The following is a 20,956-nucleotide window of genomic DNA, read 5'->3' on the forward strand; positions in this document are numbered from 1 at the left end:
GGCGGGTCAGTCCGAGGGGCCGATGCTGCTGCCCACGCCGCCGCCCGTGTCGGCGTCGGTGGCAGGGCGGATGCCCTTGGTGATGCGGTCCATGTCGGCCAGGGGCGGCCCGTCCTCGCCGGCGTCGAAGACGTAACGGACGAGGACCGGGGACTCGGTGCCGGTGCTGGAGGGGAAGACCAGCGACTGCACGTAACCGCCGGGGCCCTTGGCGGTATGCACGCGCCAGCGCACGAAGTACCCGGCGCGGCCCGCCACCGCCACGGCGCCGGACTCGACCGTTTCGTGGGACTCGATGCCGCCGTAGGGCCTGCGGCCGATGGTGTCGCGGTCGAAGGCGTCGTCGGCCGCCTCGGAGATGTCCTGTTTCGCGAGCCGTTCCGGGGACGTCTCGTCGGTGGAGGTGACCGTGCGGGAGATGACGAGCCCGTGGCGGCAGACGGTGCCGTCGCCGGGGCAGTCGTAGGTGCCGTCGGTGGTCATGACGACGTCGTGCTCGGCGACGTGTTCCGGCCGGACCCAGCCGTCGAGGAGCGGAAAGGTGATGGCGTTGAGCGGGTCCTCGACGACCGTCGGGTCCCCGGCCGGGGACTCGGAGGGGTCGGAGGCGGAGGGCGACGGGGGTGACGGCCGTGGGGCGGAGGCCGTGGCCGTCGGCCCGGTCCTGGTCTCCGTCCCGCCGTCGTCGCCCAGGAACACCGCACCGGTGACGATCGCGGTGACCAGGACGGCTCCGGCGGTGGTCAGGGCGACCACCCTGGCGCGGCCGGAGCCGCCCGGGGGCACCGGCCCGCCGTGGGTCTCGGGGGCGCGCCGGTGCTCGGTCCAGGCCGTGCCGTCCCACCAGCGTTCCAGGTGCGGGGCGGACGGGTCGCGGTACCAGCCGGGGGGTGGCGTCATGCTCATCCCGGCACTGTAGGACGAGCGCTACAGCGGCGTGACGTACGCCCCCGAGATTCCGCCGTCCACCAGGAAGTCGGTGGCGTTGACGAAGGAGGAGTCGTCGCTGGCCAGGAAGGCGACGGCGGCGGCGATCTCCTCGGCCTCGGCGAACCGGCCGAGCGGGATGTGCACGAGGCGGCGGGCGGCGCGCTCGGGGTCCTTGGCGAACAGCTCCTGGAGGAGCGGGGTGTTGACCGGTCCGGGGCACAGGGCGTTGACGCGGATGCCCTCCCTGGCGAACTGCACGCCGAGTTCACGGGACATGGCGAGGACGCCGCCCTTCGACGCGGTGTAGGAGATCTGCGAGGTCGCCGCGCCCATGCGGGCCACGAAGGACGCGGTGTTGATGATGGAGCCCTTGCCCTGGCGTCGCATGTAGGGGATGGCGGCCTTGCAGCACAGGTAGACGGAGGTGAGGTTGACCTCCTGGACGCGCTTCCAGGCGTCGAGGCCGGTCTCCAGGATGGAGTCGTCGTCGGGCGGTGAGATGCCGGCGTTGTTGAAGGCGACGTCGACGCTGCCGTAGGTGTCGTACGCCGTCCGGAACAGGGCCTCGACCTGCTCGGGGTCGGTGACGTCGACGTTGACGAAGATCCCGCCGGTCTCCTCGGCGGCGGCCTTGCCGCGGGCCTCGTCGACGTCTGCGCATACCACGTGGGCGCCCTCGGAGGCGAGCCGGCGGGCGGCGGCGAGGCCGATGCCGCTGCCGGCCCCGGTGACGACGGCGGTCCGGCCGACCAGGCGGCGGCAGATGGTCTCTTCACTCATGAGCGGTCAGGCCTCCGTACTGATGAAGACGTTCTTGGTCTCGGTGAAGGCGGTCAGGGCGTCCGGGCCGAGCTCGCGTCCGACGCCGGACTGCTTGAAACCGCCGAAGGGGGTCCAGTAGCGGACGCTGGCGTGGGAGTTGACGGACAGGTTCCCGGCGCGCACGGCCCGGGAGACGCGCAGGGCGCGGCCGACGTCCCGGGTCCAGACGGAGCCGGAGAGGCCGTAGTCGGTGGCGTTGGCCAGCCGTACGGCGTCGGCCTCGTCGTCGAAGGGGAGGACGACGGCGACGGGGCCGAAGACCTCCTCGACGGCCACGCGGGCGTGCGGGTCGACACCGGTGAGGACGGTGGGCGGGAACCAGTAGCCCGGGCCCTCGGGAGCCTTGCCACGGATGCCGTCGAGGTCGTCGGTGACGTACGCGCGGACGCGGTCCAGCTGGGTGCGGGAGATCAGCGGGCCCATCTGGACGCTCTCGTCGGCCGGGTCGCCGACCCGGACGGATTCGATCGCGGGGGCGAGCAGGTCCAGGAACCGGTCGTACGCGGAGCGCTGGACGAGGATGCGGGTGCGGGCGCAGCAGTCCTGGCCGGCGTTGTCGAGGAACGACATGGGGGCGGCGGCCGCGGCGGCCTCCAGGTCGGCGTCGGCGAAGACGATGTTGGGGCTCTTGCCGCCGAGTTCGAGGGTGACGCGCTTGAGGTGGGCCGCCCCCCTGGCCCACACGTGTTTGCCCACGGCCGTGGACCCGGTGAACACGATCTTCGCGACGCCCGGGTGCTCGACGAGCGCGTTGCCGGTGACGGGGCCGTGTCCGGGGAGCACCTGGAACAGGCCCTCGGGGAGCCCTGCCTCCAGGGCGAGGCCGGCCAGGCGCAGCGCGGTGAGCGGGGTGGTCTCGGCGGGCTTGAGCAGGACCGCGTTGCCGGCCGCGAGCGCGGGTGCGGTGCCCCAGGCCGCGATGGGCAGCGGGAAGTTCCAGGGGGCGATGACGCCGACGACGCCGAGCGGTTCGAGGAAGGTGACGTCGATGCCTCCGGGGACCGGGATCTGCCGGCCGGTCAGGCGTTCCACTCCGCCGGCGGCGTAGTCCAGCAGGTCCCGGACGTTGCCGGCCTCCCAGCGGGCGTTGCCGAGGGTGTGGCCGGCCTCCCGGACCTCCAGACGGGCCAGTTCCTCGACGTGGTCGTCGACGGTCGCGGCAAAGCGGCGCAGCAGCCGGGCCCGGTCGCCGGGAGCCAGGGCGGCCCAGGCGGTCTGGGCACGGGCGGCTCGCTCGACGGCACCGTGGACCCCGGCGGGGTCCGTGGCGGGGACGGTGGCGATCACCTCCTCGGTCGCGGGGTTGCGCACCTGGAGCTCATCGGGCTGGTCGGACAAGAAGTGCCTCACATGCGTTCGAAGGAGCGACGCAGTTCCCAGTCGGTGACCGCGGCGTCGAAGGCGTCGATCTCGACGCGCGCCATGTTGCGGTAGTGGGCGACGACCTCGTCACCGAAGGCGGCCCTGGCGATCGCGCTGTTCTCCCACAGCTCCGCGGCCTCGCGCAGGGTGGTGGGGACGTGCTCGAAGCCTGCGGTGTAGGCGTTGCCGGGGCAGGGTTCGGGCAGGTCCAGCTTCCGCTCGACGCCGTGCAGGCCGGCCGCGACCATGCCGGCCACGGCGAGGTGCGGGTTGACGTCGCCGCCGGGCAGCCGGTTCTCGAAGCGCAGGGAGCGGCCGTGGCCGACCACGCGCAGGGCGCAGGTGCGGTTGTCGTGGCCCCAGGCGACGGCGGTCGGGGCGAAGGAGCCCGGCTGGAACCGCTTGTAGGAATTGATGTGGGGGGCGTAGAGCAGGGAGAACTCGCGCAGCGCGGCGAGCTGGCCGGCGAGGAAGTGGCGCATGACGTCGGACATGCCGCCCGGGTCCTGGGAGGAGCCCGCCATGACGTTGGTGCCGTCGGCGTCGGCGAGGGAGAGGTGGATGTGGCAGGAGTTGCCCTCGCGCTCGTTGTACTTGGCCATGAAGGTGATCGACATGCCCTCCTGCGCGGCGATCTCCTTGGCGCCGGTCTTGTAGATCGCGTGCTGGTCGCAGGTGACCAGTGCCTCGGCGTAGCGGAAGGCGATCTCGTGCTGGCCGGGGTTGCACTCGCCCTTGGCCGACTCGACGGTGAGTCCGGCGGCGGCCATCTCGTTGCGGATGCGGCGCAGCAGGGGCTCGATGCGGCCGGTGCCGAGGACGGAGTAGTCGACGTTGTACTGGTTGGCCGGGATGAGGCCACGGTAGCCCGCGTCCCAGGCCCGTTCGTAGGTGTCCTTGAAGACGATGAACTCCAGCTCGGTACCGACCTGGGCGGTCAGACCCAGCTCGGCCAGGCGCTCGAGCTGGCGGCGCAGGATCTGGCGGGGGGCGGCGGCGACCGGGGAGCCGTCGTCCCAGGCGAGGTCGGCGATCACCAGGGCGGTGCCCTCGTTCCAGGGCACGCGGCGCAGGGTGGCGAGGTCGGGGTGCATGGCGAAGTCCCCGTAGCCGCGCTCCCAGGAGGACATGGCGTAGCCGTCGACGGTGTTCATGTCGGCGTCGACGGCGAGCAGGTAGGTGCAGCCCTCGGTGCCGTGGTGGAGGACTTCGTCGAGGAAGAAGCGGGCGGCGAACCGCTTGCCCTGGAGCCGTCCTTGCATGTCGGGAAAGGCCAGGACGACGGTGTCGATCTCGCCGCCCGCGACGAGGGCGTGCAGCTCCTCGACACCGAGCGGAGGTGTGCGGTCTGCCACGGGAGAGCCTCCTCAGGCTGCTTCGACCGGCCGGGAGCCATAAGGTATTGCCGAGAACCATTGCTTGGGAAGGGGGCGCGACCGGATGCACGAGGAAGCGGCCGGCGGCATGGGGGACCGTCTGGCGCCGGTGCTGCGGCCGGTGCGCGCGGGCAACGGCTTCGAGGAGGCGCTGGAGCAGATCCTCCAGGTGGTGCGGCTGGGCCTGGTCCCGGGCGGGGAGCGGCTGCCGGCCGAGCGGGACCTGGCGGAGCGGCTGGGGATCAGCCGGGTGACGCTGCGCGAGGTCCTCAAGGTGCTCCAGGACCAGGGGCTCGTGGAGTCGCGGCGCGGCCGGTACGGCGGCACGTTCGTGCTGCCCCGCCCGACGGACACCGGGGAGGTGGAGCTGCGGCGCCGCACGGCCGGGGTCGACATCGAGGACGTCCTGCGCTTCCGGGAGGTGCTGGAGGTGGGCGCGGCGGGCCTGTGCGCGGCCCACGGCCTGACGGATGAGCAGGCGGCGCGGCTGCATGAGGCGCTGGCCGGCACGCGCGACGCCCCGCTGGCCGACTACCGGCGCCTGGACACCCTGTTCCACCTCACTCTGGCGGAGCTGTCCGGCTCACCGACGCTGACCGCGCAGTACGCGGCGGTCCGGGCGACGGTGAACGACCTGCTGGACTGCATCCCGCTGCTGGTCCGCAACCTGGAGCACTCGCAACACCAGCACACGGCCGTGGTGGAGGCGGTGCTGGAGGGCGACGCGGACGGGGCCCGCGAGGTGATGCGCGAGCACTGCGCGGGCACGGCGGCGCTCCTGCGGGGATTCCTGACGTAGAGGGCGCGGGTTCGCGGCGTGGCGGTCCGGGCAGGGGGCGGTGCGCGGGGAGGGTTCGCCGCGGTTTGACGCACGGGTCTTGCGTTCCCGCCGTCCACGCAACGAAGGTATGGGCCCACAAAGGTCTGGATCCGTTCCATTGTCCCCCGTCGACGCCGCACCTGGGGAGTCGCCCCGTGAGCCTTCCACCCACGTCCACGTCCAGACGGTCCGCCGGTGAGGCGGACGACTACCTCGACCGCAGGAAGCTGCGCCGCGGCAGCGCCGGCTGGCTGCTGCTGACCGGCCTCGGTGTCGCCTACGTCGTGTCCGGCGACTACTCGGGCTGGAACTTCGGCCTGGCCGAGGGCGGCTTCGGGGGTCTGGCGATCGCCATGGTCCTGATGGGCGCCATGTACGCCTGCATGGTGTTCGCCCTCGCCGAGCTGTCCTCGATCCTGCCCACGGCGGGCGGCGGCTACGGCTTCGCGCGCCGGGCGCTCGGACCGTGGGGCGGGTTCCTCACCGGCACCGCGATCCTCATCGAGTACGTGCTCGCGCCCGCCGCCATCGCCATCTTCATCGGCGACTACGTCGAGTCGCTGGGCCTGTTCGGGCTGGAGTCCGGCTGGCCGGTGTACCTCGCCTGCTTCGTGGTCTTCATCGGCATCCATCTGTGGGGCGTCGGCGAAGCGCTGCGCTTCAGCTTCGTCGTCACCGGCATCGCGGTGGCGGCGCTGGTGGTCTTCGCCGTGGGCGCGCTGCCCGAGTTCGACGCCTCCTCCCTCGACGACATCCCGGTGGACTCCTCGGCCTTCGGGGCGAACTCCTGGCTGCCGATGGGGCTGCTCGGCATCTGGGCGGCATTCCCCTTCGGCATGTGGTTCTTCCTGGGCGTGGAGGGCGTGCCACTGGCCGCCGAGGAGACCAGGGACCCGGCCCGCACGCTGCCGCGGGCGATCCGCTGGTCCATGGGCATCCTCGTGGTCCTGGCCGTGGTCACCTTCGTGACGGCGGCCGGGGCGCGCGGTTCGGCGGCCGTCCAGGACGCGGGCAACCCGCTGGTGGAGGCGCTCCAGCCGGACGGCGAGGCGACCGCGCTCAGCCGGATCGTCAACTACGCGGGACTCGCGGGCCTGGTGGCGTCGTTCTTCTCGCTGATCTACGCGGGGTCCCGCCAGCTGTTCGCGCTCTCCCGCGCGGGCTACCTGCCGAAGTTCCTGTCGCTGACCAGCAGCCGCAAGGCCCCGTACCTGGGTCTGCTGGTGCCCGGGGCGATCGGCTTCGCGCTGGCCGCCGGGTCGGGCAACGGGGCGCGCATGCTGAACGTGGCCGTCTTCGGCGCGACGATCTCGTACGCGCTGATGTCCCTCTCGCACATCGTGCTGCGCCGCCGCGAGCCGGAACTGCCGCGGCCGTACCGCACCCCGGGCGGCGTGCTGACCTCGTCGGTCGCGCTGGTGCTGGCCTGCGCGGCGCTGGTGGCCACGTTCCTGGTGGACGTGACGGCGGCGTTCATCGCGCTGGCCGTGTACATCGTGGCGCTGGCGTACTTCGGGCTGTACAGCCGCAGGCACCTGGTGGCGAGGGCGCCGGAGGAGGAGTTCGCGGCGCTGGCGGCCGCCGAGGCAGAGTTGTCACGGGACTGAGGCACGGGGGAAGCCCGCGCGTCGCACACGGAGGTCGGGAAGATGGTGGCCAGGCCGCTCATCGGCATCAGCACGTACGCGGAGTCCGGTGTCCGCTGGGGCGTGTGGCAGCTGGACGCCGCACTGCTGCCGGCGGGGTACCCGCGCCTGGTGCAGCGGGCCGGCGGACTGGCCGCCATGCTGCCCCCGGACGCGCCGGAGCGGGCCGCGGCGACCGTGGCACGGCTGGACGGCCTGGTGATCGCCGGCGGCCCCGACGTCGAGCCGGTCCACTACGGCGCGGAGCCCGACCCGCGCACCGGGCCACCCGCACGGGCGCGGGACGCCTGGGAACTCGCCTTGGTCCGGGCCGCCCTGGAGGCCCGGATCCCGCTGCTGGGCATCTGCCGGGGCATGCAACTGCTCAACGTCGCCCTCGGCGGCACCCTGGTCCAGCACATCGACGGCCACGCCGAGGTCCCGGGCGTCTTCGGCCGCCACCGGGTCAAACCGGTACCGGGCACGCGCTACGCCGGGCTCGTCCCGGAGGAGACCTCCGTCCCGACCTACCACCACCAGGCGGTCGACCGCCTCGGCGCGGGCCTCGTGCCGTCCGCGTGCGCGGAGGACGGCACGGTGGAGGCGGTCGAACTCCCGACGGCCCCCTGGGTCGTCGGCGTCCAGTGGCACCCGGAGATGGACGAGGACCTCAGGGTGATCCGCGGCCTGATCGCCGCCGCCGAGGGCACGAGCTGAGGGGCCCGGCACCGCAGGCACGGGCCGCGGTCGGAACGACGCCGTCGCCGGACCGATCGGCGACGGGCACCGTGACGGCGAGCCAGGGGCCGCCGCCGGCGCGGGCACCGGCCACCGACACCGCGGCGGGGAGGAGCCACGGCACAACCGGCGCGGTCGCGGGCACCGGCCGAGGGGCGGGCGCGCCGCAGGCAACGCGTCACGGGACGACCGACCCCGCCGCCGGACGGGCCGGTGACGAACGGACCGCAGGTTCAGGAGACAGAGGCGGACGCCCCGTCCCCGCCGGACCGGATCCGCGACGGCCGACACGGCCTCGCACCGGGGCCGCCGCTACCCGAGCACCGGCAACCGACGGGTATCACCGCCGCGGGCACGAACCTGGCTCCCGACACCGGCAGGCACGGGCCGCAGGCAGGCCGACCCGCCGCCGGACGAGCCGGTGACGAACGGACCGCAGGTTCCGGAGGCAGAGGCGGACGCCCCGTCGCCACCGGACCGGACCGGATCCGCGACGGGCGGGCGGCTCCGGAGCAGGCACCGCCGCTACCGCGAAGCACCGGCCACCGACGGGTGTTCACCGCCGCAAGCACGAACCGACGCGCCTGGCGCCCCAGGCACGGGCGGCCCGGCAGGCCGACCCACCGCCGGACGAGCCCGTGACGAGGGACCGCAGGCCCCGCAGACAGAGGCGAACGCCCCGGGCGGGCGGCTCCGGAGCAGGGACAGCCGCTACCGCGAGGCACCGGCGAACGAGGGGCCGACGCGGCGGGGCGGAGCCGACGGCACCCGGCGCGGTCGCGGGCCCGAGCACGGGCCGAGGCGACCGGCACCGTAGGCAACGCGTCACGGCGGGCCGGCACCGCAGGCAGACGTGACAGCAGGCCGGCACCGCAAGCACCGGGGGAATCGGCGAGCAGGCACCGCAGACAGGGAGACAGCGCACCGCTACCGCAGGCCACGCACAACGGCCGGCCGGCACCACAGGCAGAAACCGGCGGGCCGCGCCCAGGCAGCCACCCGGGACCCTGCTCCGCCGCTGGGCGAGCCGGCGGCAGAGCGGGACGCGAGGGCGGGGCCGCGCCGAGGGTGGGGCCGCTTCACCCCGTGGGGTCAGCCCCGCGTCAGTGACAGCAGGTCGCGGGCCGGCCCCGTGGGGCGGTGGCCCGTCGGCCAGACCGCGCGCAGGTCGCGGGCCAGGGTGACGCCGTTGACGGGGACGCGAACCAGCCGGCGCATGGCCAGTTCCTCGCCGACGGCCAATTCGCTGAGCACCGCCGGTCCGGCGCCGCTCACCGCCGCCGCCTTGACCGCGGTCGTGGAGGACAGCTCGATCAGCGGGCGGGCCAGGCCGCCCAGCGCAGCGTCCAGGACCTGGCGGGTACCGGAGCCCTTCTCCCGCAGGATGAGCGGGGTCGTCGCCAGTTCGTCGGCCGCCAGCGGGCGCCGGCGCCGGGCCCAGGCGTGCGAGGGTGCGGCCACCACGATCAGCCGGTCGTGGGCTATCACCGCGGAATCCAGCCCGGCCTGGACCGTGAGCCCCTCCACGAAGCCCACGTCGGCCTCCCCCGACAGCAGCCGCTCCGCGACCGCCGCGGAGTTCCCGGCCAGCAACGACACCGCCGTGTCCGGCCGCTCCGCACGCAGCGCCAGCAGCCAGCCCGGCAACAGGTACTCGGCGATGGTCATGCTCGCCGCCACCCGCAGCCGTGAGTCCCTGCGGTCCCGCAGCGCCTGCGCCCCGGCGTCGAACGCCTCCGCCGCCTCCACGATCCGCCGGGCCCAGTCGGTGACCAGGGCCCCCGCGTCGGTCAGCCGCGACCCGCGCGGCGAGCGGTCCACCAGGGCCACGCCGAGCTGGCGCTCCATCGACCTGATCCGGCTGCTGGCCGCCGGCTGGGTGATGCCCAGCTCCCGGGCCGCACCCCCGAGGCTCCCCAGCCGCGCCACCGCCAGCAGCAGCTCCAGCGCCCCGAGGTCGGGGACCCGGTGGGCGAGCGATCCCGCGCTCACGGGCCGGTCATCGGCGTGGTCCTGCGTGCTGCTCATAAAGCCAGCTTATGTCGTCATAGGGACATGCTCCCTGGCGGTGGCCCGGCGCCGGTACGACCGTGAGGACCATGGTCACCGCAGCGCGCCTCCTGCCGCCCCTCCCCCGTGCGCCCGCACGGCCCCCGCGCGTCCCGGCCGTCCGCCACCTCGGACCCAACTGGTACGCCTGTGTGATGGGCACCGCGGTGGTGGCGAGCGCGGGCGGCGCGCTGCCCCTGCGGGCGCCGGGACTGCGCGCCGCCCTCACCGCCGTGTGGGCGCTGTCCCTGCTGCTCCTGCTCGCGCTGCTCGCCGCCCGCGCCCTGCACTGGGCCCACCACCGCGACCGTGCCCTGGCCCACCTCCGCGACGCGTCCGTGGCCCCGTTCTACGGCTGTCTCTCCATGGCCCTGCTGGCGGTGGGCGGGGGCGCCCTCACGGTCGGCCGGGACTGGATCGGCACCGGGGCGGCCGTCGCGCTCGACGCCGTGCTGTTCACCGCCGGTACGGCCATCGGGCTCGTGGCGGCCGTGGCGGTGCCGTACCTCATGGCCGTACGGCACCGGGTCACCGCCGAGCAGGCCACCCCGGCGTGGCTGCTGCCGCTGGTGGCGCCGATGGTGTCGGCCGCGCTCGGTCCGCGGCTGGTGCCCCACCTGCCGGCCGGGCAGCCCCGCGCGACCCTGCTGCTCGCATGCCTCGCACTGTTCGGGCTGAGCCTGTTCGCGACCCTGCTCATGCTGCCGCTGGTCTTCGCCCGGCTGGTCACCGGCGGTCCGCTCCCGCCGCCGCTCACCCCCACGCTGTTCCTGGTGCTGGGGCCGCTCGGCCAGTCCACCACCGCCGTCGGAGCGTTCGCGGACGCCGCCCCCGGCGTGGTCCCGGCGCCGTACGACGCGGGGTTCGGCCTGCTGGCCGTGCTGTACGGCGTGCCGGTGATGGGGTTCGCGGTGCTGTGGCTCTGTCTCGCCACCGCGCACGTCGTGCGGGCCCGGCGACACGGGATGCGCTTCGCGATGACGTGGTGGTCGTTCACCTTCCCGGTCGGCACGTGTGTCACCGGCGCCGAGGCGCTGTCCCGGCACACGGGCCTCGTCGTCTACGACGCCCTGACGGCCGGCCTGTACGCCCTCCTCGTCGCCGCCTGGGCCACCACCGCCTGGCACACCGCACGCGGAGTCGTCAGCGGTGCGCTGCTCGCAGGGCCCGGTCCAGTACCGCCGGCGCCTCGGCCAGCGACGGCCCGTACCAGGTGAGGTGCCGGCCGCTGATCAAAGCGCAGGGCAGCCCGGGGAACGCCTCGGGGCCGTCGTCGGCGGTGAAGCGGTACGGCTCGTCGGGCAGCACGACCAGGTCGGGGGCCGCCGCCCGCAGCTCCTCCACCGGAACACGTGGATAACGCTCGGGACGGGCGGCGTGCAGGTGGTCGACGCCGAGGCGGGAGAGCAGGTCGCCGGCGAAGGTGTCGCGGCCCAGGACCATCCACGGCCGCCGCCAGACCGGCACCACCGCGCTCCGGCGGTGCGCGGGCGCGGGCAGCGCCTCCCAGGCCGCCCCGGCCTCGTCCAGCCACCGGGGACGCGTGGGCACCCCGCACGCCGAGAGGACCCGGGCCAGTTCGTCGAGGGCCTGGGGCAGGGTCCGGATCTCCGTGACCAGCACCTCGAGGCCGGCGGCGCGCAGGGCCGCGAGGTCGGGCCCGCGGTTCTCCTCCTCGTTGGCGATCACCAGGTCAGGGGCGAGGGAGACGATCCGGTCGGTCCTGGGGTTCTTGGTGCCACCGATCCGCTCGACGTCCAGATCCACGGGGTGCGTGCACCAGTCGGTGGCGGCGACCAGCACACCGGGGGCGGACAGCGCCACCGCCTCCGTCAGCGACGGGACGAGGGAGACGACCCGCACCCCGCTCACCGGTGCGGCCGGTCGCGGACCGCCTCGATGTGGTCGGCCACGGCGACGACGATCAGTCGGGTCTCGGGGACGGTGGCCCGCCACCGGTGGCGCACTCCCCCGGTGAGATAGAGGGTGTCGCCGCGGCCGAGACGGTAAGCGCGGCCCTCCGCCTCGATCTCCACGGCACCGTCGGCCACGTACATCAACTGATCGTTGCGGAACTGGAGTTCGCGGGCGGCATCGTGGTCGCCGGTGAACTCGGAGGCGTGCATCTGGTGGTGGCCGCGCACCAGCGAGCGCACCTGGGGCGCGAGCAGCGGCTCGGCGGCGACGCCGTCCGCGCGCACCACGTCGACGCTGCACGCCGGGTCGGCGGCGGCGAGGAGCTCCACGGCGGTGGTGCGCAGGGCGTCGGCGACCTTCTCCAGGGATCCCCTGCTGGGGCGCGCCCGCTCGTTCTCGATCTGGCTCAGGAAGGGGACCGACAGGCCGCTGCGCTCGGCCACGACGGCGAGGGTGAGCTCCAGCGCCCGGCGGCGTCGCCGCACGGCCGCGCCCACCCGAAGGGGCTGTTCCTTGTGATCGCCCATCGCTCCGCCTCCCTCCTTCGCCCATCGTCCCGCGCCTTGCCCACCGCTGTCGCGGCGCGCACCGTCTTGAGTTGTCTGCACCCTACGCATGTTCGGCAAACCGTTTCATGCACCCGTCACACAGGGGTCACGCAGCAGCAGCCGGGACCTCACAGTTCGCGCCAGCCGGGGAACCTTTCCTTCCGTTCAATGTGTGCGCGGTGCCGTGTGTTCCCGCCATTGTTCCCCTCCGCGGGCGGGAGGGGGAGTGCTGTTCGAAAAGGTTCGGGGAGGGGATAGCGGTACGTGGTTGTCCGAATCCTTTCCGCGTTTCGTGCGCGAGGCCGGCGGTCGGCGCGGGCCGCGCCCCGTCCGGGGACCACCAGAGGGCGGACGCGGGCCGTCAGGTGCCGATCCGGGCCCCCGCCCCTCGGGAGCGGATCGGCCAACGGGCGGGCGCAGACAGGACATCGAGGGGGCTTCTGCCCAAGCTCCTGACTTGTTGAATCGAGCCCCGATGCTCGGTCTGCAGCCGTAGCGTCCAGGGTGTCGGTCGGCACAGAACAGTGGGAAGACAGCCCAGCAGGGCGTCAGTCAGTGGCAGAGCCACGACCACCGGAATCTGAGCATCAGCATCGATGTCAGTGGTGTGCGGCATGATGCGGAGCGTGACCGGACGACTGATGCTTCTCGACACCGCCTCGCTGTACTTCCGCGCCTATTTCGGCGTCCCGGAGTCGATCAAGGCCCCGGACGGCACGCCGGTGAACGCCGTGCGCGGGCTGCTCGACTTCATCGACCGCCTGGTGAAGGACCACCGGCCGGACCACCTGGTGGCGTGCATGGACGCCGACTGGCGCCCGCACTGGCGGGTGGAGCTGATCCCCTCCTACAAGGCGCACCGGGTCGCCGAGGAGCACGTGGCGGGCCCGGACGAGGAGGAGGTGCCCGACACGCTGTCGCCGCAGGTGCCGGTCATCGAGGCCGTTCTCGACGCGGTCGGCATCGCCCGCGTGGGGGTCGCCGGCTACGAGGCGGACGACGTGATCGGCACCTTCACCGCGCGGGCACGGGGCCCCGTCGACATCGTGACGGGCGACCGCGACCTGTACCAGCTGGTGGACGACGCCCGCGGGGTGCGGGTGCTGTATCCGCTCAAGGGGGTGGGCACGCTCCAGGTCACCGACGAGGGCGTGCTGCGCGAGAAGTATGGGGTGGACGGCCGCGGGTACGCGGACCTGGCGCTGCTGCGCGGCGATCCGAGCGACGGGCTGCCGGGCGTGGCGGGCATCGGCGAGAAGACCGCCGCCAAGCTGCTGGCCGAGTTCGGCGACCTGGACGGGATCCTCGCGGCGGTGGACGACCGGCGGGCCGCGCTCACGCCGTCGCAGCGCAGAAGGCTGGACGAGGCACGGCCGTACCTGGCCGTCGCCCCGAAGGTCGTCCGGGTCGCCGACGACGTCCCGCTGCCGGACGTCGACACGGCGGTGCCCCGCGCACCGCGCGACGCGGCCGCGCTGGAGGCACTGGCGGCCCGGTGGGGCCTGGGCGGCTCGCTGGGGCGGCTGCTGGCGACGCTCGCGCGCTGAGGGTGGCCGACGAGCGTCTCACGCGGGGGTGGGCCGACCGCGCGAGATGCTAACTTAGGTGACCCTAACCAAGTAACCGGGAGGCCCCCATGGCAGAGCGACCGGGACGCCGGCCGCGCAGGCCGCACTCCGCACAGGTCGTCCGCACCGAGCGGCTGACCCCGCACGTGCAGCGCGTGGTGCTGGGCGGTGAGGGCCTGGCCGGCTTCAGCGCGGACACCTGCACCGACCACTACGTGAAGCTGCTGTTCCCCGCCGGGGGCGCGACCTACCCCGAACCCTTCGACCTGGAGCGCGTCCGCGCGGAATTCCCGCGCGAGCAATGGCCGGTGACCCGGACGTACACGGTGCGCCACTGGGACCCCGAGCACCGTGAACTGACCCTGGACTTCGTGCTGCACGGCGACGAGGGCCTGGCCGGCCCGTGGTCACTGCGGGCCCGGCCGGGCGAGACCGTGTGGTTCCTGGGCCCCGGCGGCGCCTACGCGCCTTCCCCGGACGCCGACTGGCATCTGCTCGTCGGCGACGAGAGCGCGCTGCCGGCGATCGCCCGGTCGCTGGAGTCCCTGCCGCGCGGGGCCAGGGCACACGCGTTCGTCGAGATCGCGGGCCCCGAGGAAGAGCAGAAGATCGACTCCGAGGTGGAGGTCGTCTGGCTGCACCGCGGGGACCGTCCCGTCGGATCGCTGCTGGTCCGGGCCGTGCGGGACCTCAGGTGGCCGGAGGGCAGGGTCCACGCCTTCGTGCACGGCGAGGCGCACTTCGTGAAGCAGCTGCGCCATCTGCTGCGGGTGGAGCGGCAGATCCCGCGCGAGGACCTCTCCCTCTCCGGCTACTGGCGGCTGGGCCACAACGAGGACGGCTGGCAGGCGTCCAAGCGGGAGTGGAACGCGCGCATCGAGGCGGAGCAGGAAGGCACGCCGGTGGCGTCGTTCTGAAACCCCGCGCGGTCGCGGAGGGGCGCCGGCCGGGTGAACCACGGCCCCTGCGCGGCCCCGGACGGCGTGGCGAGCCGGCCGGTCGACGTCCGCTGCCCCAGGATCCGGCCGCGTGGCACACACCTTCGAAGAGCTCGTGGCCCGGCAGCGCGCGGCGGACGAGGCGCACACCCGCGTACGCCGTCTCCAGGAGACGTACGGCCCGCCCACCCAGACGAAGTGGAGCGACAGCCAGACGACCACCTGGGAGACCGCTTGGCGGGCCTGGCGCGACCTCGCCCGCGACGTGCAGGTGGCGGTGAGCGAGTACGCCCGGGCCGAGGGCCGGTCGCGGCACGAGATCGAGGCGGAGGTGAAGCGAGCGGTCCGCCGGGAGGACCCGGACGGGACGGACACGTGAGTCCCGTCGGGCGGCCGACCGCGGCCGACCGCACGCCGCGCTCCCCCGCCTCGTACCCTTGCCCCCTGTGAGACGCAAGCGCCGGATCCCGCCCTCCCCCCTGCCGCAGCGGCACGGGGTGGACCCCGTACGGGTGCGGTTGCCCGCCGGGGGCACCTGGGGCACGGTGCGGGAGCATCTCGTGGAGCGTTTGGCGGCCGGGGCCGGCGTCGTCGACGGGATGTTCGACGCCGGGCTGATCGTGGGGGCCGACGGGCGGGCGGTGGCGGCGGACGCCCCGTACACGCCGGGGACGTTCGTGTGGTTCCACCGGGAGCTGCCCGCCGAGGTGCCGGTGCCGTTCCCGCTGGAGATCGTGCACCGGGACGAGCACATCGTCGTCGCCGACAAACCGCACTTCCTGGCCACCACCCCGCGCGGCAGCCATGTCGCCGAGACCGCCCTCGCCCGGCTGCGCCGCGAGCTCGGCGTCCCGGAACTCGGCCCCGCGCACCGGCTCGACCGGCTCACCGCCGGCCTGCTGCTGTTCACGGTGCGCCCCGAGGAGCGCGGCGCCTACCAGACGCTGTTCCGCGACCGGCGGGTGCGCAAGGAGTACGAGGCCGTCGCCCCGTACGATCCCGCGCTGGGGCTCCCCCGGACGGTGCGCAGCCGCATCGTGAAGGAACGCGGAGTGCTCACCGCCCAGGTGGTCGAGGGCGAGCCGAACGCGGTCAGCCGGGTCGAACTGCTCGAGCACCGGCAGGACGGCCTGGGCCGGTACCGCCTGGTGCCCGGCACCGGGCAGACGCACCAGCTGCGCGTGCACATGAACGCCCTGGGCGTGCCGATCCTCGGTGATCCGCTCTATCCCGAGGTGACCGGCCCCGTCCCGGCCGGCGACTTCCGGCGCCCGCTGCAACTGCTCGCGCGGGCCCTGGAGTTCACCGACCCGGTGACGGGTGCCGAGCACCGCTTCCGCAGCCGCCGGGTGCTCGCGGCGTGGGCCGCGTACGAGGACTGGGCGGCCGGTCAGTAGCCACGCCACCAGCGCACCAGGCGCTGCCACGCGCCCCGGGGCCGCTCCGGTTCCGGCGCCGGCGGTGCGGGTGGCGGCGGTGCCTGCTGGGGTGGGGGGACGGTGAGCTGCTCGGGCGGGGACGGCTCGGGCAGGGGCTGCGCCGGGCGCGGTGCGGGCGCGCCGATGTGCCATTCGGACTGCGGTGCGCCCTGGGGATGGTGGTTCGGGCGCTGGGTCACGTCCTGCGGCGGCCGGGGGGTGAAGGACACCGGCAGCGCCACGAGGTGCCGTGAGGCGATGGACTCGGTGTACGCCAGGTCCTCCTCCGGGCAGTCGAGTTCGACGTCGGGCAGCCGCATCAGCAGCGCGTCGACGCCGACCTCCGCGATGGCGCGGCCGATGTCCTGTCCCGGGCACTCGTGCGGCCCGCCGCCGAAGGCGAGGTGCGAGCGGTTGCCCTGCATGTTGGCCGACAGGTCCGGGCGCACCCGCGGATCGACGTTGGCCGGGGCCGGCGCGAACAGCAGTCCGTCGCCCCGGCGGATGCGCTGCCCGCCGAGTTCCGTCTCCTGCTTGGCGAAGTAGGCGAACACCGTGCTGAACGGCGGCTCGTCCCACAGCAGTTGCTCCACGGCCTCCGGCACCGTCATCTGCCCGCCGTTGAGCTGGGCGCGGAAACGCGGGTCGGTCAGCACCGTGCGCAGGACATTAGCGAGGAGGTTCGCGGTGGCCTCGTAGGCGGCGATGAGTACCACCCGCAGGTGTTCCCGGACCTCGTCGTCGGTCAGTTCCGCGGGGTCCAGGACGAGGTGGCTGGCGAAGTCGTCCTCGGGCCTGGCCCGGCGGCGGGCGGTGAGCCGGCCCAGCGCGTCCATGATGTAGGCGTTGCTGGCGATGGCGGTCTCGGTGCCCCTGAGCATGTCGCGGGCGGCCTCGACGATCCGGTCGTTGTACTCCTCGGGCATGCCGAGGACGTGGCACATCACGGCCATCGGCAGGTGCTCGGCGTACTGGGAGACGAGTTCCGCCTCGCCCTCCTCGCAGAACCGGTTGACGAGGCGCTGGGTGTAGCGGTTGATGTGCCGGCGCAGGCTGCGGAAGTCGATGGTCGACATGGCGGTGTTGATCGCGCCGCGCAGCCGCTTGTGCTCGTCGCCCTCGGCGTGGGAGCACATCGGCTGCCAGGCGATGTGCGGCATGAGCGGGTGGTCGGGCTTGACCAGACCCTCCCTGAGCGGCGACCAGATGCGGCTGTCCCGGCAGAACTGCGCGGGGGTGCGCACCATGTGCAGGTTCTCGGCGTGGCCGAGGACCACCCACACCGGCACGTCGTCGTGCAGCAGTACGGGCGCGACCGGGCCGTGTTCGGCGCGCAGTTCCTCGTAGAGCTTCTTCAGGTCCTCCGCCTCGTGCAGCCGGTGCAGCCCCCCGGGGCCGAGGCCGTGCGCGGGGCAGCCGGGGGGCGGGCCGAGCCGGGGGGCGTCCGTGGTCGGGGAGTGGGAGTCAGGCGTCACAGTGGTCGCTCCGGAAACTGAGGGAAGAGCAGGGGCCGTGGGGTGGGGCGCGGCGGTGCGCGGCGTCAGGTGAGGGAGCCGGTCATGGCGAGCGAGTGCAGGAACCGCATGAGGGTCGTCAGGACGTCACGGCTGGATGCCCGGCGCCGCACGTCGCACTCCATGATCGGGACGTCCTCCGGCAGATCGAGGGCCGTGCGCAGCTCTCCGAGGGGGTATCGGGGCGCGTCCGGGAAGGAGTTGACGGCGACGACGAAGGGCACGCCGCGTTCCTCCAGGCGTCCCATGACGTCGAAGCTGACCTCGAGGCGGCGGGTGTCGACGAGCACGACCGCGCCGAGCGCCCCCTCGAACAACCCGTTCCACAGGAACCAGAAGCGCTCCTGGCCCGGGGTGCCGAAGAGGTACAGCACCAGCTGGTCGGTGATCTTGATGCGGCCGAAGTCCATCGCCACGGTGGTGGCCGTCTTCGACGCGGATCCGAAGTTGTCGTCGACCCCGATGCCGGCCTGCGTCATGGTCTCCTCGGTGGTCAGCGGTCTGATCTCGCTGACCGAACCGACCATGGTCGTCTTGCCGACCCCGAATCCGCCCACGATCACGATCTTCACCGCGGCCTGTGCCGTGTGCGGCAACCGGTCCTCGGTTCGTGGGCCCGGGACGGTCTCAGAGCCTTTGAAGTCCATGCATCACCGCTTCGAGAAGGGAACGGTCGGGGAGCGCCTGGCGGACGATCGGGGCGCGCGCCTGCACCAGTTGTGCCGCCAGCAGGTCGGTGAGCAGGACGGTCACCACGCTGAACGGCAGGTTGAGGTAGGCCGAGAGCTCGGCCACGGACAGCGGGGCGGCACACAGCCGCAGCAGCGCCGCCTGCTCGGGGGTGGCGGAGGGCGGCGGGTCCGGGGAGCGGGCCACGATCAGGGTCACCAGGTCGAGGTCCGCGCGGTCGCCGTCCGGGCCGGCGACGACGTAAAGCCGCTCCGGGTTGCCGCCGCCCTCCTTGCCCTGGGCCGGCCGGGGAGGGGGCTCCTCCTGGGAAGTGCGCCTCTGGCGTTGCGGAGGAGTCATACGGTCTGGCCGTTCCGTCGGGGCGGACTGGTCAGATGGGCGCCGATGCGCACCACGAGGTCGCGCATCATGGCGCCCATCCGGCCCGGCTCGCACGTCATGTCGGAGAGCACGGCGAGATAGGCGTTGGCGCCGGCCGCCATCAGGTAGAAGTAGCCGCCGTTGATCTCGATGAGCACCATCTTCATCTCGCCGTCGCTGCCCGGCAGTTCCTGGGCGACGGCGCCGGCGAGGCTCTGCACGCCCGCGCAGGCCGCGGCGACCCGGTCGGCGGCGTCCGGCTCTCCGCCGTAGCGCGCGATGCGCAGGCCGTCGGCCGAGAGCACCACGATCATCTCGACGCCCGGTACGCCGTCGGCGAGTTCCTTGAGCATCCAGTCGAAGTTGGCTCGCTGCTGGATCACTTGGGGTCCCCCTCGTCATCGGCCTCGGTGCGGGCCGGTTCGTTGATCAGATGCAGGTAGGCGGTGGGGTTCCGGGTGAAGTCGGTCGGGTGGACGCCCGGTTCGAGGTCCTTCTTCAGGCCCTCCCAGAAGGCGTCGACCCACAGCCCGGGTTCGCGGTCGTCCTTCTTCGGCTCCGGCTCGGGCGCGGGCGTGGACCAGGGCGACCGGTACGTCTCCCCGCGCTCGGCGGCCTCCCGCTCGGCCCGCTCGGCGGCGGCCTGCTCGGCGTAGCGCTGGGTCAACGGGGTCTTCATCCGGCTGCGGCGCTGGGGCAGGCCGTTCGCGGTCCATTCGGTGACCTCGGGCAGGTCGTCCTCCGGGGCGACCGTGGCCGGGACGCGCGGACTGGTGGGGCGACGCCTCTTGGGCGCCCGCTCGGGCCCCGGGAGGGCGTCGACCTGCTGGGGCACCGCGGTCGCCCCGATGCCGTGGGCGAGGCCGACGCCGGGCTCGCTGGTCAGCATGTCGCTCGGCACCACGAGGACGGCGCGGACGCCGCCGTAGGCCGAGGCGCGCAGCGAGACCTGCATGCTGTAGGCGGAGCAGAGCCGGCCGACGACGGCGAGGCCGAGGCGCGGGCTGTCCCCGAGGTCCTGGAGGTCGATGCCCGCCTTGGCGCGCTCCAGCATGCCCTCGATCCGGGCGCGGGCCTCCTCGTCGAGGCTGACTCCGGCGTCCTCGATCTCGATCGCCACGCCGGTCTGCACCTCCACGGCGGTGACATGGACCTTGGTGTGGGGCGGCGAGTACCGGGTGGCGTTGTCGAGGAGTTCCGCGGCGGCGTGGATGACAGGTTCCACGGAGATGCCCTTGACGTTGACCTTGGCGATGGACTTCAGGTCGATGCGGCGGTACTCGAGGATGCGGGACATGGCGCCGCGCAGCACGCTGTAGAGCGCGACCGGCTGGGGCCACTGCCGTCCGGGCCGGCCACCACCGAGGACGGAGATGGAGTCGGCGAGGCGGCCGATCAGCGCGGTGCCGTGGTCGATGCGCAGCAGGTCGTCGAAGACCTCGGGATTGCGGCCGTGGTCCTCCTCCATCTCCCGCAGTTCCTTGGCCTGCTGGTGGACGATGGCCTGGACGCGGCGGGCGATGCTGACGAAGGAGCGCTGGGAGGACTCGCGCAGGGCCTCTTCGTCGTCGATGATCTGGAGCGTCGTCCGCAGCAGCCGGACCTGGTACTCCGGCAGGTTCTGCCAGGCGGGGTCGAGCTGCGCCAGGTCGCGGATCACCTCGCGCGGCGAGTTGCCGCGGTGCAGGTGGTCGAGGGCGGCGGGCACGACCTCCTTCGCGAAGTGCAGTGTCTCCGTGTCGTGGGCGGCGATCCGCGCCTCCAGATACGCACGGTGACGCTCGTGCTCGGCGCGCGCGTCGCGCAGCGTCCGGCCGCGGCGCGCGGCCTCACCCGCCGTGACGATCACCAGCAGCGTGGCGATGGTGCCGCACACGCCGACGGCGGTCCGGGCGGGCTCGGTCACCAGGGCGACAGCGGCCCCGGTCGCCGCGGCCATCAGTATCGCCGGCAACAACAGCACGCGCGCGTAAGGAAGTTCACGGCGGCCGGGAGGGGATTGGACACTCACCATGTGGGCCCTCTGAAAGGAATCGGCTGGTGTTCGGGGGTACGTGCAGGGGAATGGATCATGAAACAGGGGGGATCTTCCACAGAAATGGGAACGAGCGCACGAATTCATCCCAACTCGGTGCGCTGCGGGCGAGCTTAGTCCGACCGGATCATCGCCATGTCATATTCAGCAAGTGCCGGAAACGGGCTCGGGACAGGAGTACTCTCAGGCCTATTTGCACACTGAGGGACCGTTCACACACATGGCGTAACGGCGGATGCCCGTACG

Annotated in this window: 20 protein-coding genes; 8 read left to right on the forward strand and 12 right to left on the reverse strand. The window is 73.3% G+C overall.

Features of this window, described 5'->3' with window-relative positions:
• Window positions 1–6 precede the first annotated feature (6 nt).
• Genes ACFYOV_RS22070 through ACFYOV_RS22085 form a run of 4 tightly spaced genes read right to left on the reverse strand, consistent with a single transcriptional unit; the run spans window position 7 to window position 4,469 of the window.
• Complete coding sequence (locus ACFYOV_RS22070; RefSeq protein WP_389090028.1) at window positions 7–900, reverse strand: DUF2510 domain-containing protein; 894 nt, start codon at window positions 898–900, stop codon at window positions 7–9.
• A gap of 27 nt (window positions 901–927) precedes the next feature.
• Complete coding sequence (locus ACFYOV_RS22075; protein ID WP_389089946.1) at window positions 928–1,710, reverse strand: 3-oxoacyl-ACP reductase; 783 nt, start codon at window positions 1,708–1,710, stop codon at window positions 928–930.
• A gap of 6 nt (window positions 1,711–1,716) precedes the next feature.
• Window positions 1,717–3,090 (reverse strand): aldehyde dehydrogenase family protein, encoded by a 1,374-nt coding sequence (locus ACFYOV_RS22080; protein WP_389089948.1) that lies wholly within the window; start codon window positions 3,088–3,090, stop codon window positions 1,717–1,719.
• Between the two features lie 8 nt (window positions 3,091–3,098).
• Complete coding sequence (locus ACFYOV_RS22085) at window positions 3,099–4,469, reverse strand: glutamine synthetase family protein (RefSeq protein WP_389089949.1); 1,371 nt, start codon at window positions 4,467–4,469, stop codon at window positions 3,099–3,101.
• Window positions 4,470–4,554: 85 nt separating this feature from the next.
• Here ACFYOV_RS22085 and ACFYOV_RS22090 point away from each other — a divergent pair, with 85 nt between their 5' ends.
• From ACFYOV_RS22090 to ACFYOV_RS22100, 3 genes are all read left to right on the forward strand, one after another.
• Window positions 4,555–5,289 carry a FadR/GntR family transcriptional regulator gene (locus tag ACFYOV_RS22090; protein WP_389089950.1) on the forward strand — a complete coding sequence of 245 codons (735 nt, stop codon included), beginning with the start codon at window positions 4,555–4,557 and terminating at the stop codon, window positions 5,287–5,289.
• A 176-nt stretch (window positions 5,290–5,465) separates the two neighbouring features.
• Window positions 5,466–6,917 carry an ethanolamine permease gene (gene eat / locus ACFYOV_RS22095; RefSeq protein ID WP_389089952.1) on the forward strand — a complete coding sequence of 484 codons (1,452 nt, stop codon included), beginning with the start codon at window positions 5,466–5,468 and terminating at the stop codon, window positions 6,915–6,917.
• Window positions 6,918–6,959: 42 nt separating this feature from the next.
• Window positions 6,960–7,652, forward strand: coding sequence for a gamma-glutamyl-gamma-aminobutyrate hydrolase family protein (locus ACFYOV_RS22100; protein ID WP_389089953.1), 693 nt, complete (start codon window positions 6,960–6,962; stop codon window positions 7,650–7,652).
• 1,113 nt (window positions 7,653–8,765) lie between these two features.
• Here the strand turns inward: ACFYOV_RS22100 and ACFYOV_RS22105 are convergent.
• Window positions 8,766–9,701 carry a LysR family transcriptional regulator gene (locus ACFYOV_RS22105; RefSeq protein ID WP_389089955.1) on the reverse strand — a complete coding sequence of 312 codons (936 nt, stop codon included), beginning with the start codon at window positions 9,699–9,701 and terminating at the stop codon, window positions 8,766–8,768.
• Between the two features lie 71 nt (window positions 9,702–9,772).
• Between ACFYOV_RS22105 and ACFYOV_RS22110 the strand changes: the two genes are divergently transcribed.
• Entirely contained in the window at window positions 9,773–10,939 is a 1,167-nt protein-coding gene (locus ACFYOV_RS22110) for a TDT family transporter (RefSeq protein WP_389089956.1), read from the forward strand.
• Here the strand turns inward: ACFYOV_RS22110 and ACFYOV_RS22115 are convergent.
• Entirely contained in the window at window positions 10,866–11,585 is a 720-nt protein-coding gene (locus ACFYOV_RS22115; protein ID WP_389090029.1) for a helical backbone metal receptor, read from the reverse strand. The genes ACFYOV_RS22110 and ACFYOV_RS22115 overlap by 74 nt on opposite strands.
• A 5-nt stretch (window positions 11,586–11,590) precedes the next feature.
• Window positions 11,591–12,166: a helix-turn-helix domain-containing protein gene (locus ACFYOV_RS22120; RefSeq protein WP_389089957.1), complete on the reverse strand. Its 576-nt coding sequence runs from the start codon at window positions 12,164–12,166 to the stop codon at window positions 11,591–11,593.
• A 638-nt stretch (window positions 12,167–12,804) separates the two neighbouring features.
• Between ACFYOV_RS22120 and ACFYOV_RS22125 the strand changes: the two genes are divergently transcribed.
• The 4 genes from ACFYOV_RS22125 (at window position 12,805) to ACFYOV_RS22140 (ending at window position 16,090) form a co-directional block, all read left to right on the forward strand.
• Window positions 12,805–13,734: a 5'-3' exonuclease H3TH domain-containing protein gene (locus tag ACFYOV_RS22125; protein ID WP_389090030.1), complete on the forward strand. Its 930-nt coding sequence runs from the start codon at window positions 12,805–12,807 to the stop codon at window positions 13,732–13,734.
• Between the two features lie 89 nt (window positions 13,735–13,823).
• Window positions 13,824–14,672 carry a siderophore-interacting protein gene (locus ACFYOV_RS22130; protein WP_389089958.1) on the forward strand — a complete coding sequence of 283 codons (849 nt, stop codon included), beginning with the start codon at window positions 13,824–13,826 and terminating at the stop codon, window positions 14,670–14,672.
• Between the two features lie 112 nt (window positions 14,673–14,784).
• On the forward strand, window positions 14,785–15,072 hold the full coding sequence (locus tag ACFYOV_RS22135; RefSeq protein WP_389089960.1) for a hypothetical protein: 288 nt from the start codon (window positions 14,785–14,787) through the stop codon (window positions 15,070–15,072).
• 58 nt (window positions 15,073–15,130) lie between these two features.
• Window positions 15,131–16,090 carry an RluA family pseudouridine synthase gene (locus tag ACFYOV_RS22140; RefSeq protein WP_389089961.1) on the forward strand — a complete coding sequence of 320 codons (960 nt, stop codon included), beginning with the start codon at window positions 15,131–15,133 and terminating at the stop codon, window positions 16,088–16,090.
• On the opposite strand, the gene ACFYOV_RS22145 is transcribed toward ACFYOV_RS22140, so the two are convergent.
• The 5 genes from ACFYOV_RS22145 to ACFYOV_RS22165 all read right to left on the reverse strand — a co-directional run bounded on the left by ACFYOV_RS22145 (window position 16,084) and on the right by ACFYOV_RS22165 (window position 20,689).
• Window positions 16,084–17,586: a cytochrome P450 gene (locus tag ACFYOV_RS22145; RefSeq protein WP_389089962.1), complete on the reverse strand. Its 1,503-nt coding sequence runs from the start codon at window positions 17,584–17,586 to the stop codon at window positions 16,084–16,086. The two genes, ACFYOV_RS22140 and ACFYOV_RS22145, sit on opposite strands and share 7 nt — an antisense overlap.
• Before the next feature lie 65 nt (window positions 17,587–17,651).
• Window positions 17,652–18,272, reverse strand: coding sequence for an ATP/GTP-binding protein (locus ACFYOV_RS22150; RefSeq protein ID WP_389089963.1), 621 nt, complete (start codon window positions 18,270–18,272; stop codon window positions 17,652–17,654).
• Window positions 18,253–18,654 carry a DUF742 domain-containing protein gene (locus ACFYOV_RS22155; protein WP_389089965.1) on the reverse strand — a complete coding sequence of 134 codons (402 nt, stop codon included), beginning with the start codon at window positions 18,652–18,654 and terminating at the stop codon, window positions 18,253–18,255. Before ACFYOV_RS22155 ends, ACFYOV_RS22150 begins: the two co-directional genes overlap by 20 nt.
• Window positions 18,651–19,058, reverse strand: a complete 408-nt coding sequence (locus ACFYOV_RS22160; RefSeq protein ID WP_389089966.1) for a roadblock/LC7 domain-containing protein — start codon at window positions 19,056–19,058, stop codon at window positions 18,651–18,653. Before ACFYOV_RS22160 ends, ACFYOV_RS22155 begins: the two co-directional genes overlap by 4 nt.
• Window positions 19,055–20,689, reverse strand: coding sequence for a sensor histidine kinase (locus tag ACFYOV_RS22165; protein ID WP_389089968.1), 1,635 nt, complete (start codon window positions 20,687–20,689; stop codon window positions 19,055–19,057). The genes ACFYOV_RS22160 and ACFYOV_RS22165 overlap by 4 nt, the downstream gene beginning before the upstream one ends.
• Window positions 20,690–20,956: the final 267 nt, after the last annotated feature.

It is taken from the genome of Streptomyces sp. NPDC005931, assembly GCF_042871235.1.
Lineage (GTDB): Bacteria > Actinomycetota > Actinomycetes > Streptomycetales > Streptomycetaceae > Streptomyces.